The sequence below is a fragment of the Streptomyces albidus (ex Kaewkla and Franco 2022) genome (genome assembly GCF_013870515.1).
Classification (GTDB): domain Bacteria; phylum Actinomycetota; class Actinomycetes; order Streptomycetales; family Streptomycetaceae; genus Streptomyces; species Streptomyces albidus.
Genome location: NZ_JACBXA010000007.1, coordinates 12811 through 25574, shown reverse-complemented (window position 1 = coordinate 25574; position 12764 = coordinate 12811). Strand labels below are relative to the sequence as shown.

Annotated in this window: 12 protein-coding genes; 7 read left to right on the top strand and 5 right to left on the bottom strand. The window is 70.0% G+C overall.

Going from position 1 to position 12764, the window contains the following annotated elements:
* Positions 1 to 4: 4 nt before the first annotated feature.
* Positions 5 to 211 carry a hypothetical protein gene (locus H5J26_RS02765; protein WP_181764037.1) on the bottom strand — a complete coding sequence of 69 codons (207 nt, stop codon included), beginning with the start codon at positions 209 to 211 and terminating at the stop codon, positions 5 to 7.
* A 413-nt stretch (positions 212 to 624) separates the two neighbouring features.
* On the opposite strand from H5J26_RS02765, the gene H5J26_RS02760 reads away from it, so the two are divergent.
* The 5 genes from H5J26_RS02760 (at position 625) to H5J26_RS02740 (ending at position 4350) form a co-directional block, all read left to right on the top strand.
* A complete protein-coding gene (locus H5J26_RS02760) occupies positions 625 to 1194 on the top strand; it encodes a 3'-5' exonuclease (RefSeq protein WP_181764036.1) in 570 nt (189 codons plus the stop codon).
* Between the two features lie 149 nt (positions 1195 to 1343).
* Positions 1344 to 1805 (top strand): VOC family protein, encoded by a 462-nt coding sequence (locus H5J26_RS02755; RefSeq protein ID WP_210770940.1) that lies wholly within the window; start codon positions 1344 to 1346, stop codon positions 1803 to 1805.
* Between the two features lie 102 nt (positions 1806 to 1907).
* A complete protein-coding gene (locus tag H5J26_RS02750) occupies positions 1908 to 2432 on the top strand; it encodes a hypothetical protein (protein ID WP_181764034.1) in 525 nt (174 codons plus the stop codon).
* Between the two features lie 233 nt (positions 2433 to 2665).
* Complete coding sequence (locus H5J26_RS02745) at positions 2666 to 3322, top strand: SDR family NAD(P)-dependent oxidoreductase (protein ID WP_181764033.1); 657 nt, start codon at positions 2666 to 2668, stop codon at positions 3320 to 3322.
* Between the two features lie 344 nt (positions 3323 to 3666).
* Positions 3667 to 4350, top strand: a complete 684-nt coding sequence (locus H5J26_RS02740) for a pentapeptide repeat-containing protein (protein WP_181764032.1) — start codon at positions 3667 to 3669, stop codon at positions 4348 to 4350.
* Between the two features lie 145 nt (positions 4351 to 4495).
* On the opposite strand, the gene H5J26_RS02735 is transcribed toward H5J26_RS02740, so the two are convergent.
* Together H5J26_RS02735 and H5J26_RS02730 are read right to left on the bottom strand one after the other, a co-directional pair.
* Positions 4496 to 5170 carry an alpha/beta fold hydrolase gene (locus tag H5J26_RS02735; RefSeq protein WP_181764031.1) on the bottom strand — a complete coding sequence of 225 codons (675 nt, stop codon included), beginning with the start codon at positions 5168 to 5170 and terminating at the stop codon, positions 4496 to 4498.
* 218 nt (positions 5171 to 5388) lie between these two features.
* The gene (locus H5J26_RS02730) at positions 5389 to 6756 is read right to left on the bottom strand and encodes a peptidase C39 family protein (protein ID WP_181764030.1); all 1368 of its coding nucleotides are present in this window, start codon (positions 6754 to 6756) and stop codon (positions 5389 to 5391) included.
* A 181-nt stretch (positions 6757 to 6937) separates the two neighbouring features.
* On the opposite strand from H5J26_RS02730, the gene H5J26_RS02725 reads away from it, so the two are divergent.
* Both H5J26_RS02725 and H5J26_RS02720 read left to right on the top strand, forming a co-directional pair.
* Entirely contained in the window at positions 6938 to 7552 is a 615-nt protein-coding gene (locus tag H5J26_RS02725; RefSeq protein ID WP_181764064.1) for a uridine kinase family protein, read from the top strand.
* Positions 7553 to 8075: 523 nt separating this feature from the next.
* Positions 8076 to 10127 (top strand): AAA family ATPase, encoded by a 2052-nt coding sequence (locus H5J26_RS02720; RefSeq protein ID WP_181764029.1) that lies wholly within the window; start codon positions 8076 to 8078, stop codon positions 10125 to 10127.
* Here the strand turns inward: H5J26_RS02720 and H5J26_RS02715 are convergent.
* Positions 10048 to 11265 (bottom strand): hemolysin family protein, encoded by a 1218-nt coding sequence (locus H5J26_RS02715; RefSeq protein WP_181764028.1) that lies wholly within the window; start codon positions 11263 to 11265, stop codon positions 10048 to 10050. The genes H5J26_RS02720 and H5J26_RS02715 overlap by 80 nt on opposite strands.
* Positions 11262 to 12647, bottom strand: a complete 1386-nt coding sequence (locus H5J26_RS02710) for a hemolysin family protein (RefSeq protein ID WP_181764027.1) — start codon at positions 12645 to 12647, stop codon at positions 11262 to 11264. The genes H5J26_RS02715 and H5J26_RS02710 overlap by 4 nt, the downstream gene beginning before the upstream one ends.
* Between the last annotated feature and the right edge of the window lie 117 nt (positions 12648 to 12764).

Below are 12764 nucleotides of genomic sequence, written 5' to 3'. Positions count from 1 at the left end.
GGCGTTACCTCGATCTGCCGCTGATGAGGGCGACCAGGCCGATCACGATCACCCAGACGATGTACAGGTAGGCCCAGAGAATCGGGACGCCGAAGACCCGGTCCGTTCGGTCGAACTGCGCCAGCAGCGGCGGAACGATCAGCACCATTCCCAACGCGGTCACGGCCACCAGGCGTCCGGCGAGCTGCTCGTCGTCTCGCGGGTCCGCCACCGGCTGCCTCCGTATCCTCGATGTCAGGCCATGGGAGCGACCGGGTATGTCCGGTGCCGCACCACGACGCCGATCGGCATCGTCATGATCAACACTCTGCCCAGTCCAACACGGCACCGGGACGCCCACTACCTGATGTGAGCCAGGTCGGCGAGAGCGATCACGAGCCGGCTGCCCCAGAGTGATCCTGACCGAAAAGTGGCAGCGCGGGTCACCGCCACACGGGCTCGAGACGGATTCTCGAACCGGACGAGCGATCGTGCCGCCTGGTCCGTCGAGGCCGAGTCGGAGCATCACCGTGAGCAGGAGCGGCAGGTCCGCGCTCTGCCGCCGTGTAGCGGGCGTGGGCCGGCGGGCGGTGGAGGCCCGAATCCGGATGACCTGGCGCGAGGCTGTCCCTATCCTCACTCCTCGTGGACGGGGACGTGGACGAGCACCTGCTGAACGTGGTCGATGTCGAAGCGACGTGCTGGGAGGGACGGCCGCCGCCCGGCCAGGTCAGCGAGATCATCGAGATCGGGCTCACCGTCGTCGACCTGCGCGTGGGCGAGCGCGTCGCAAAGCACCGGCTGCTGGTACGCCCGGCACGATCGAGCGTGAGCCCGTTCTGTACGCGGCTGACCGGGCTGACGCAGACCGACGTGGACCAGGGGCTGCCCTTCGCCGAGGCGTGCCGGGCACTCGCGGACCGGCACCGCACGGGCCTGCTGCCATGGGCCAGTTGGGGCGACTACGACCGGAACCAGTTCACCCGCCAGTGCCGGAACACGGATACGAGGTATCCCTTCGGCCGCCGTCACACCAACGCGAAGGCAGCCTTCACCGCCTCCCACGGCCTGGGCCGACGCCCCGGAATGGCCCAGGCGCTGACGGTGGCCGGCCTCCCCCTGGAGGGCCGTCACCACCGGGGCGACGACGATGCCTGGAACATCGCCGCCCTGGTGCTGCATCTGGCCGGGCGCGGAGACTGGCCGACCGGTTGAGCGACAGGTCGCTGAAGGAGTGTGCGCTGAGGAGGGCGCTGCAACGAAGTTCTCGATGTTTGCCGGCGGCCCGCGGATGTGCTCCGCAGGTTGCCTCCATCAGGCTGCGGACCTGGCCGCTTCAGTGAGACAGCTAAAGGATGGTGTGCGTGAACGAGACGAACAGCTGGCCCGAGGGCTTGGCCGTCGGCGCCACCCGGATCGGGCGGCGCTGCAACCGGTACGAGGAATGCGTGATCTTCTACCGCGACGTGGTCGGGCTGCCGTTGCTGTACGCCGCCGAGACCGGCCCGGACGACTTCGGCTGTGCGATTTTCGGCTTGCCCGGAGCATCGACCACGTTCGAACTGGTGGAAGGGCTCGAACCGGTGCCCGTGGACCGCCACGAGGAGCTGGTGCTGTACTTCTCCGGCAAGGCAGCACGCGATGTCGTGGCACGGCGGATCACCGAGGCCGGCTACGAGCCCGCGCAGCAGTACCGGTACTGGGATCTCAACGACGCGGTGACGTATCTGGATCCGGACGGGCGCGAACTCGTCCTGGCGCCTTGGGTGTTCGGGGAAGAGCCGCCACCGATGCGAGCGCGCGGCGGTACTCCACCGACAGGCTGAGAAGAACGGCTAACGAACACACGGACCGCTGCGGGCAGTTCAGCCGGTTCCCCGATCGCTACTCAATAATGCTTGTCAGGGGGCGGGCCTAAGCTCCCGCGCATGAACTCGTTGATCGGTGCCGTCCGCGAGCAGGAAGAAGCTGCCCGTTTTCTCACTTGGCCGGGGGACTTCGACCTGGACCGAGGCGACCATGTCGAGGAAGTCCACCTCGCCTCGGGTGCCGCGCTGGAGGGTTTCGCGGGCGACGGGGCCGGGGGCACCTTCTTCTTCTGCGGCGAGGGTGGCGAGGAACGTCCTGTCTTGTATGCGGACTCCGAAGGGGGTGCGGCGTTGCTGGCGATCGGCTTCCCCGAACTCCTGCAGCTCCTGTTGGTCGCCCCATGGTGGCGCGGCTGTCAGAGGTTCACTGCGGAGGAAAGTCGTCAGCTCGCGGCGGAGTACCTGGAGGAAGTGCCGAACCTCGAGGCTCGACGAGACCGTGCAGCCGCCGCCCTTGGCCTTGCCCTTGCTGCTGAAAAGGACGTCTTGGACCGCCTGCGGGAGGTGGTGCTGGGAATCGGAGGGAACTTCGTCCTCATCTTCACGCCGGAGGGCGCGCCCTACGAGCCTCTCTTCCCTGGCTGAGACGTACCGTGGCTGACAGCTGCGAGGCGTTCATCACGGACCTCAGGTTGTCCGCGTCGAGCGACGAGCCATCCGTCAGTCTCCGTCGCAGTGGAGCCGAGTGAACAACTGCGAGACATCCGCCTCGGTGAGACCGAGCGAGGGGACCCGTCGCGGCGAATCTGGCCAGGCGACAGGCCGGGACTGTCCATTCTTCTAGGGTCCTTGTCAGTTCCAGCAACCCGAGGAGTCTCATGCCAACCCTCGCCATCATCGGCGCAGGCCCGCAGATGGGCATGGCCGTCGCACGCGTCTTCGGCTCCCACGACCACCGGATTGCGTTGATCTCCCGGAACCAGGAGCGGCTGGACACCATGGCGACCGCCTTGGGCGAGGACGGTCTGGACGCTGCCGGTTTCACCGCTGACGTCCGGGATCACGAAGCACTCTCCAGCGCACTGCTCGAAGCTGAGAGGCACTTCGGCAGTATCGACGTACTCGAGTACAGTCCACTGCCCGCCTCCGACTACCTGCAGCCGGTGCTCGAGACCACACGGGAACAGGCACAAGCCGCCTTCGAGTTCAGTGTCCACGGCCCCATGACAGCCGTGGAGGCCGTGCTGCCCGGCATGCGCGAACGCGGAACCGGCTCCCTGTTGTTCGTCAGCGGCGGTTCATCGCTGGTACCAGCAGGGAGAGTTGCGGGCACCAGCATCGCGATGGCCGGCGAGGCCGCCTACCTGACCATGCTCCATGAGGCACTCGCCCCGGAGAACATTCACGTGTCGCACCTCGTGGTGCCGGTCAGGATCGGTCCCGGTGAAGCCCTCGGTGATCCCGGCGACTTGGCTGAACAGCTGTGGCGACTGCACGCGGATCGAGACCGGTTCCGGGTCGTGGTGGGCGCGTAGCTCCACCACGTGTTGCAGAAGCCCTGGTGTGCGACGCACCCCGGCGGTGGATCTGAGCAAGCGTTCTGGCCATTCGACGCGACCGCGCTTCCGGGGCAGGTGAGTTGGGTACTGTCCGGGCCGTGATCCAGAAGGCGAATCTTCAGCGAGACACGTACAGGCACGCGGCGCCAGGACCCCTGCGGGTGAGACGTCTCGCCCGGTGCAGAACGAGCGGGAGTGCGAGGCGGCGTGGGGAGTCGCACTGACCTCCGTGTCATCGCTCGTCGATGTCGGCGAGGGCCCTTCCGATTTCTGCGGGCAGCCAGCAGCGCCGGCGCCCGGTCCGCGCTGAGAGGCTGGTCATGGACACCCGCACGATTCGCCGCACGAGCGTCACGCTCCCCGCTTTGGACGCACCGGGCATCTGCTTATCCGACGTCACGTCGTTGGAGAGCGGTCGAGGCCGCATGGCGGAGTTCCACTACGCCGACGCCGAGCTGCGCGACCTCAGCCTGGCCGACACGCACCTGATGGACGGGCGGATCACCGGCCTCAAGTCCCGGCGCACCTGGCTCGACCAACTCCGGGTCGACTCCGTGGAGTTCTCCGACTGCGACCTGGCCGACCTCCAGTGGACGGACAGCAAGGTCGCCGGCACCGTCTTCCGCGACTGCACTCTGACGGGCGCCGCCCTGCGAGACGTCACGTTCGAGAATGTCCTCTTCGAGAACTGCAGGCTCGACTACAGCACCTGCACCCGCGTGCGGGCCACCGGTCCCGTGATCTTCGCCCGGTGCTCGCTGCGTGAGACCGCCTTCGCCGACGCCGACCTGAGCGGCGTCGTGATCGACGACTGCGACCTCCGGCTGACCGAGTTCGACGGCGGCAAGTACCGCGGCCTGGACCTGCGCGGCAACGACCTCTCCCAGCTCTGCGGCCTCGCCTCGCTCGAGCAGATCGTCATCGACCCGGCCCAGAGGCTCCAGCTGGCCGAGGCCCTCGCCGCCGAGCTGGATGTCACCTACGCGAAGACTCTCCACCGGTAAGACGCCGACGGGCCGATCGTTCCCCCACCGCGACAGCGATCGTTCGGCGTGCTCTCAGCGCCAAGGGCCGATGAACCGGCTCCCGGATGTTCATGCGAGGTGACGTCACCGCCCTGTCGCCCGACGGGGACAGCCCGACGTCGCTTCAGGGCAGATGACCGATCAGCCGGTCGACCAGCTCCACGGGGTGTGACAGCGCGACCAAGTGACCGCCCGGGACGACATCGGCCGTGACCCCGAGACGCTCGCGCGCGACTCGCCGCTGGAAATCCACGGGGAAGAACCGGTCCTCGGATGCGGCAAGCACGCGCGTCGTCACCTCCGGCCATCGCTCGATGCCGCAGGGCTGGCCGAAGGCGACATCGGCCTCCGGCCGCTGGTGCGCCTCCCCTGCGGCGGCGACCTCGGCCGGCACGTCATGCAGGAAGTAGGTGTCCAGGTCGAATTCCGAGGTGTACCCGCCTGCTTCGGCTGCCGCCACACGGGCCGCCTCCGATCCGGTACTCCCCCACCACGCCCCCGGCGTCTCGCCTGGCAACGGAATCATCGCGTTCACCAGGACCAGCAGATCCACCGGCACACGAGCGCAGACCATCGGGGCGGTGAAACCGCCCATCGACTGGGCCACCAACACCAGCTCATCGTGATCGCCGATCGCAGCGACCACCGCCTCGGTGTACTCGGGCAACCCCGCGTACTCGTCGGCGCCAGGCAGATCGACGGCGACCGCCTCATGGCCCCGCGCGTGCAACTCCGGCACGACACGGTGCCAGTACCACGCCGCGCCCCCGGCCCCGGGAACCAAGACGAACACGCTCATCTCTCACCTCTCCGTTTCGCTCTCCAGGTGGAGACGATCGGGAACGAAGAGAATCATCGGTGGCGACGGCCCGCTGGCGGCGTCCGGGCCCGGCACATCCGTACCGGCCGCCCGGACACAACGGCAAAGGCAAGCCGCGCACCCGAGGCGGCACCGGCGACTGCCGGAAGCAGAACGGGCCCCTCGCAACGTGTGCGAGGGGCCCGTCTCTGTGGATGTCAGAGCACGCCGAGGGACTTGAGAACCCGCCGCTGCTTCTCGGTCAGGCTGGTCGGGAAGTACAGGTAACACACGCCGCCCGTACCGGACTTGACCTTGCCGTCCGCGTCCTTGCGCTTCGTGCGGAGCCAGATGTTCTCCCACTGGCGACGCTTGTAGACGTGCCGCACCGCGTCGTTGTCGTCGGACGCGGGGTCGTTCGCGATGATGTCGCCTTCCTTGGTGAAGCCGACGACCGTCATCAGGTGCCCCGCGGTGCCGTATCCCGCACCGTCGAGTTCGGTCTCGATGAAGGACTGGGAGGTGATGACGGGGATGCCCGCGGCCACCAGGCGCTCCGCGTCGGTGAGGCTGCCGAGGCGCGTGACCACAGCCTCCATGTTCCGGTACGTGGCGGCATAGGCGGCGTTGAAGGGCCAGTTGCCGCAGCCGTCGTACTGGTAGTCGAAGGTGTGGCGAGCCGCGTGGCAGACCTGCGGGTCCGCGTAGTCGGGGTTGACCCAGGACAGGTCCTCGGCGGACGGCTTCCGGCCCCAGTACGAGAGGATCATCTGCGAGGAGGTCGGGCTGCACCACGCTTCGCCGCCGTTGTCGTACTCCGGGTACTGGCCCTTGTGGATCTCCTGCGAGTAGGGCGGCACGTCCAGCTCGACGCCGCGACCGACGCCGGGCTTCGATGCGGGGACCTCGAAGCGGTCGGGAACGTCCGAGCTCATCGCGCTGACGCGCCACACCGCGGGCTTGGAGCCGCTGGCGATCGCGCGGTAGAGGGTCAGGCGCACCTGGTAGGCCACGAGCCGGAGGCCGTCGGCCAGGTCGTCGATGGCGAAGGTGTCGGTCCACACGCTGGACTTGTCGTCCGTCTGGTCGTCGACGGACGTACGCCGCGGAACGTCCTTGCCGTCGCCGGCGGTCCAGATGCCCATGGTGTACCAGGGCGTCTTCGTGCCGTCGGAGTAGACGCCGTGGAGTTCGATGCGCAGCCAAGTGCCCTTGGGCGTATGGGCGTTCCAGGACGTGATGACCTCGCCGGCCGGCACGCCGGACTTGTGCAGCGGCGAGGTCCAGGTGGCGTACTCCCAGGTGGCGCTCTCGCCGGTGTGCGGGTCCTTGTACTCGGCGGTGCCCTGCGGACGCTCGAAGACGATGGAGGGCCGGTTCCCGTTGACCGCGCGCACCCCTTCGGCCTTGCCCTCCGCCCAGTCGCGGTAGCGGCTCCAGGTGCGCATCGAGATCTTCGACGCGTCGCGGCCCGCCTTCGCGGCCGCCCGCCCGCCCGCGTACGCCGGTGGGGCTCCCGCGACGCCGGCCGCCGTGGCGACGACGGCGGCCAGTACGGTGCGGCGCGTGGCGGGTCTGCTGTTCATGGCCATAGATCCCTCAACTCGGTTTCCGTACGGCGGCAGGTGCGCGTAAGAGTGCCACTATCGCCGCTGGAGCGCCCCTCGGGCCAGAGAACAGGCCTTCGACGCCCCCACCAACATTGGTGTGGACCAGTGACGCGGGGGTTCGGAGCGGACGGACCGTACGCTGAAGCCGATGCGTCCGATGAACCCGCCCGTCGATCCCCATATACCCGTCCCGCTCGCCCGTCTCACCGCCTGTCTTCGGGCGCTGCCGCCCTCCTGCGGGCCGGTGCGGCTCGTGGCCGTCGACGGGCACGCGGGGTCGGGCAAGACGACGTTCGCGGCCCGCCTCTCCGAGGAGCTGGGGGGTGCGCCTGTGGTGCACCTGGACGACCTGGCGAGTCACGAGTCCTTCTTCGACTGGACCGGACGGCTGACGGAACAGGTCCTGACTCCCCTCTCGCAGGGCCGGACCGCGCGCTACGCGGCCTACGACTGGACGCGCCGGAGCTTCCCTCCGGATGCTGACGTCGAGGTGCCGCCGGAGCCCGTGGTGCTCATCGAGGGGGTGGGGGCCGGCCGCCGCGCTGTGCGCCCGCACCTGGCGTGCGTGCACTGGATGGATCTCCGCGCGGATGAGGCCTGGCGTCGCGGACGGCTACGGGACGGCCAAGAGCTCGATGGTTTCTGGACAACTTGGACGCGTGCCGAGACCGAGCATTTCACGGAGGACGCCTCGTATTCGTATGCGAATCTCGTGGTGCGCCAGGGAGCCCGGGGATACGAGGTGCGCACGGGACCTGTGGGATGCCGCTGACAGTCCCAACTCGTCACTCTTGGTTACCCGTTGGGCGTGCATGCACCTTCCCCCAGGCGGGCTCCGGCCCGCCCCGGCGGCGGTGGCTCGGAGCCGCTTGACCCGGGAGGGCCACAGGAATTACGTTTCCAACAGGCGGTCTGTACAGGTCGCCTGCAGCGCGAAGCCCCCGGTTGTTCCCCCGTGATCGGGGGCTTCGTCCTGTCCGCCTCCGGTCCCGGTGGATCCCGCCGGCTCCTTCCTCACGGTGCGTGACCACCCGTCCCCGTACCGGAGTCCTTCCCTCCTGTCCGTTGCCGCACTTCTGCACCACCCTTCGAACGCGACGACCTCGCAGGTACGATGCGTAGGGGCGCTGGAGTCCGGGCAAACCAGGGTCAGCTGACCCCAATTCCCGCCCGGAGCACGGACGTTCGTCCGACGCCTCATCCGGTCGCCGGTCATCCGGCGCGGGGGACATCCCGGGGGGCGATGTCCCAAGGGGTGGAGCGGGCAGCCGTCGGCGGATGACGGGGGACGTTTCGTGGGGGACGTGATGGATTACGGCACGCAGGGCAGCCAGCACCTGCACGCCCCTGCCGATCTCGCCTGGCTTCGCGGAGTGGACGCCTACACCGTGGGGCAGTACGCCCAGGCCGAGGAGGAGTTCCACACCGCCGTCCGGCTCGACCCGGGCATGGCCGACGGCTGGCTCGGTCTGCACGCACTTCGCGCCGACACCCCCACCGCCCTGCTGCGCATGTACCAGAACCGGCAGCGCTTCGGTGAGCAGCGCTCGCGCTACGCCCGCAACCTCAACTCCTGGTACTGGCTGGGCTGGTGGGTCCAGCCAGTGCTGGAGAGCGAACGCGATCTGCTGCTGGCGCACGCCTCGCACTGGCTCGACGGACGGCACGTCGCCGAACTCGACCGGGCGCTGGCCGACTGCCCTCCCGTGGAGACCGACGCCCAGGTCCGCTTCCTGCACGCGTGCCGCGCGTACCTCGCCAAGGACTGGGAGCGGCTCGTCGCACACACCGAACTGCTCGTGGACGACCCGCTGTTGGGCATCGAGGCGGGGCTCTTCGCCGGGATGGCGCGAGTGCGCCTGGAGATGTACGGGCAGGCCGAACCGCTGCTCGCCGCCGCCCTGATGCGCTGCCGCAGTGAACAGCCGCAGCGCAAGGAGCTTCGCTACTGGCTCGCGCGCGCCCGCGAGGGCACGGGCCGCAGCGCCGCCGCGCTGCCGCTGTACCGCGCGGTGCACCGCATAGACCCCGCCTTCAGGGACACCGCGGCCCGGCTGACTACCATCGCCGAGGGCGACGGTCTCGGCGACCCCGGCGATCTGGCCGCTGCGGTCACCATGGCCGGTACGGGCACGGGCGGTGCGGGCCGGGGCGGTCGCGGCGGGCTGGACGGCCTCGACGGGATGGAGGGCGGTCTCGACGCGGGCATGGAGAGCGACGGCCCTCCCGGCGAGACGGCCACGGGCCCCGTCCCGCCCCCGGGCGGACTCGACGCTCCCGACCCGGCCGAGTGTGCCGACCCCGATGTGGACCCCGAGGCCGACGCGCTGCGCCTGGAGGACTCCGGTGACCCGGCCGAACCGGTGCGGGTGGACTCCGACGCCGTACGGGACCGGATCGTGCCGCACACCACCGATCCCGGTGTGGAACGGGTGCTCACCGGCCCCTCGGACCCGGTGCTGCTGGCGCAGGCGCTGGACGAACTGGAGCGGATGGTCGGCCTGGAGCCGGTCAAGCGGCAGGTGCGCGCCCTCTCCGCGCAGCTGCACATGGCGCGGCTGCGCGCCGCCCAGGGCCTGCCGGTGCAGCCGCCGAAACGGCACTTCGTCTTCTCCGGCCCCTCCGGCACGGGCAAGACGACGGTGGCCCGAATACTCGGCCGGGCGTTCTACGCGCTGGGACTCTTGGGCGGCGACCACTTGGTGGAGGCCCAACGGGCCGATCTGGTGGGCGAGTTCCTGGGGCAGACGGCCGTGAAGGCCAACGAGCTCATCGACTCGGCGATGGGCGGCGTGCTCTTCGTCGACGAGGCCTACTCCCTGGCCAACTCCGGCTACAGCAAGGGCGACGCCTACGGCGACGAGGCGTTGCAGGTGCTGCTGAAGCGGGCGGAGGACAACCGCGACCAGCTCGTGGTCATCCTCGCCGGCTACCGGGAGGGCATGGACCGGCTGCTCGCCGCCAACCCGGGCCTGTCGTCCCGGTTCACGACGCGCGTCGACTTCCCCAGTTACCGTCCACTGGAGCTGACCGCGATCGGCGAGGTGCTGGCCGCGGAGAACGGCGACGTGTGGGACGAGGAGAGCCTGGACGAGATGCGCAGCATCAGCGGGCACGTCGTCGACCAGGGCTGGGTCGACGAGCTGGGCAACGGCCGCTTCCTGCGCACCCTTTACGAGAAGAGCTGCGCGTACCGCGATCTCCGGCTCACCGGCTACCCGGGCACCCCCACCCGGGACGACCTGTCGACACTGCGGCTGCCCGACCTCATGCAGGCGTACGGTGAGGTGCTGTCCGGGCGGGGCCCTGACGGTCCGCGCGCTGACCCGCCGCCTCCGCTGACCTGACGGACGCGTCCGCCTGCTCGGCCGAAGTCCCCTCCTCCGCCGGGGAGTTCGAGGCGCCCTTCCCTTCTGCCGGAGGTTGCGTCCGCTGGCGCGGCGGTGTGCCGGCGGCTTCGTGTGCCGGGTCGTGCACCTCGCCGACGAGCATCTCCAGCACGTCCTCCAGCGCGGCAAGACCCAGCACCCGCCCCGAACCGTCCGCGACGGCCGCCAGGTGCGAGGCCGCGCCCCGCATGGCCGCCAGCGCGTCGTCCAGGGGGAGTTCGGCGCGCAGCGTGGTCATCGAGCGCCACAGGTGCTGCGGGACGGCGCGATCGTGCTCGGTCAGGTCCAGCACGTCCTTGACGTGCAGGTATCCCATGAAGGCACCGTCGGGCGGTGCGCAGATCGGGAACCGGGAGTAGCCGGTGCGCACGGTCAGCTCCTCGACCTCGCGCGGGGTGACGTCCGGTCTGACGGTCACCAGCGACGCAGGGGCCAGCAGGACGTCCGTGACGGGGCGGGAGCCGAGTTCGAGGGCGTCGGAGAGGCGTTCGTGCTCCTCGTGGTCCAGCAGCCCCGCCTGGCGTGAGTCCGCGAGGAGGTCCGTGAGCTGCTCGCTTGTGAAGACGGCCTCGACCTCGTCCCTGGGCTCGACGCGGAAGAGGAGCAGGATCAGCTTCGAGCAGTTGCCGAGGGCTGCGGTCACCGGGCGGCACAGCCGGGCGAAGGCCACCAGGGCGGGGCTCAGCAACATCGCGGTGCGCTCGGGAGCGGCCATCGCCAGGTTCTTGGGCACCATCTCGCCGATGACGAGGTGGCAGGAGACGACGACGGCGAGCGCGATGACGTAGCCCACCGGATGGACCAGGGCCTCGGGCAGCCGTGCCGCGTGGAAGAGCGGCTCCAGCAGGTGGGCCAGCGTCGGCTCGGCCACCGCGCCGAGCGTCAGCGAACAGACCGTGATGCCGAACTGGGCGGCCGCCATCATCTGCGGCAGGTTCTCCAGCCCGGTCAGCACCCTGCGGGCACGGGCCGATCCGTCGGCTGCGAGTGGTTCGATCTGGCTGCGGCGCACCGAGACCAGCGCGAACTCGGCACCGACGAAGAAGCCGTTGCCGAGCACGAGCAGAGCGGCGAAGACCAGTTGCAGGGCGCTCATCCTCGGCTCCCCTCGGCGGGCTGGGCCCGCCCGGCGAGCGCCGCGGTACGGGCGCCCTCCCCCACGCGCACGATGCGCACGCGCTCGGCACGGTGGTGGGAGACGAGCCGCACACGCAGCTGCCAGTCCGCGGCGCCCTCCTCGCCGTGCAGTTGCGCGACGTCACCCGGTGCGGGGATGCGGCCGAGACGGTCGGCGACGAGTCCGGCCACGGTCTCGTACGGGCCCTCCGGCGCGTCGAGCCCGATGCGGCGCAGCACATCGACGCGGCAGGACCCGTCGGCGTCCCAGGCGGGGCGGCCTTCCGGGTCGGGTGCGGCGGGGGCGAGCTCCGGCAGATCGTGCTCGTCGTGCTCGTCGCGTACCTCGCCGACGAGCTCCTCGACGATGTCCTCCAGGGTGACCACCCCGGCCGTGCCGCCGTACTCGTCGACGACCACGGCGATGGGCGCCTCGCTCCGCAGCCGCGCCAGCAGCGGCTGCACGGGCAGGGTCTCCGGCACGAGCAGCGCGGATGCGGCGATGTCGGAGACCGGGGTCCGCAGCCGCTCCTGGGCGGGAACGGCGAGTGCGTCCTTCAGGTGGGCCGTGCCGATGATCTCGTCCAGCCGTTCGCCGTAGACCGGGAAGCGGGAGAGGCCGGTGGCGCGCGTGAGGTTGAGTACGTCCTCGGCGGTGGCGCCGGCCTGCAGTGCGCACACCCGGACGCGCGGGGTCATCACGTGCTGTGCGGTCAGCCCGGTCAGGGAGAGGGTGCGTACGAACAGGTCGGCGGTGTCCTGTTCGAGGGCGCCGGCGCGTGCGGAGTGCCGTGCGAGGGAGACCAGTTCGCCGGGGGTGCGGGCGGAGGCGAGCTCCTCCGCGGGCTGCACGCCGAAGGCGCCGACGATGCGGTTGGCGATCGCGTTGAGCAGCGTGATCAGGGGCCGGAACGCGGCGGAGAAGAGCCGCTGCGGGCGGGCGACGAACCGGGCGACGGCCAGCGGCCGGGAGACGGCCCAGTTCTTCGGCACGAGTTCGCCGATGACCATCTGGACCGCCGAGGCGAACAGCATGCCTATCCCGACTGCCACACCGGGCACCGCTCCCTCGGGCAGACCCGCGGCACTCAGCGGCGGGCTCAGCAGCTGGGCGAGGGCGGGCTCGCAGAGCATGCCGACGACGAGCGAGGTGATGGTGATTCCGAGCTGGGTGCCGGAGAGCTGGAAGGAGAGCTCCCGGAGGGCGGCGGTGACGGCGCGGGCCCGGCGGTCGCCCTCGGCCGCGGCACGCTCGGCCTCGGGGCGCTCGACGGTGACGAGGCCGAATTCCGCGGCGACGAAGAAGCCGTTGGCCAGAATCAGCACGAAGGCCGCGGCGAGCAGTACGAGTGACAGGGTCATGCTGTGACTCCCCGGTCCGGCAGGGGAGGCACAGCGCAGGTACTACAGGACGATCCGTCCATTGGCGACGGGAGTCACTCCTCGGGTTGGGGGTCTCCCCGCCGAAGGCAGGGGACG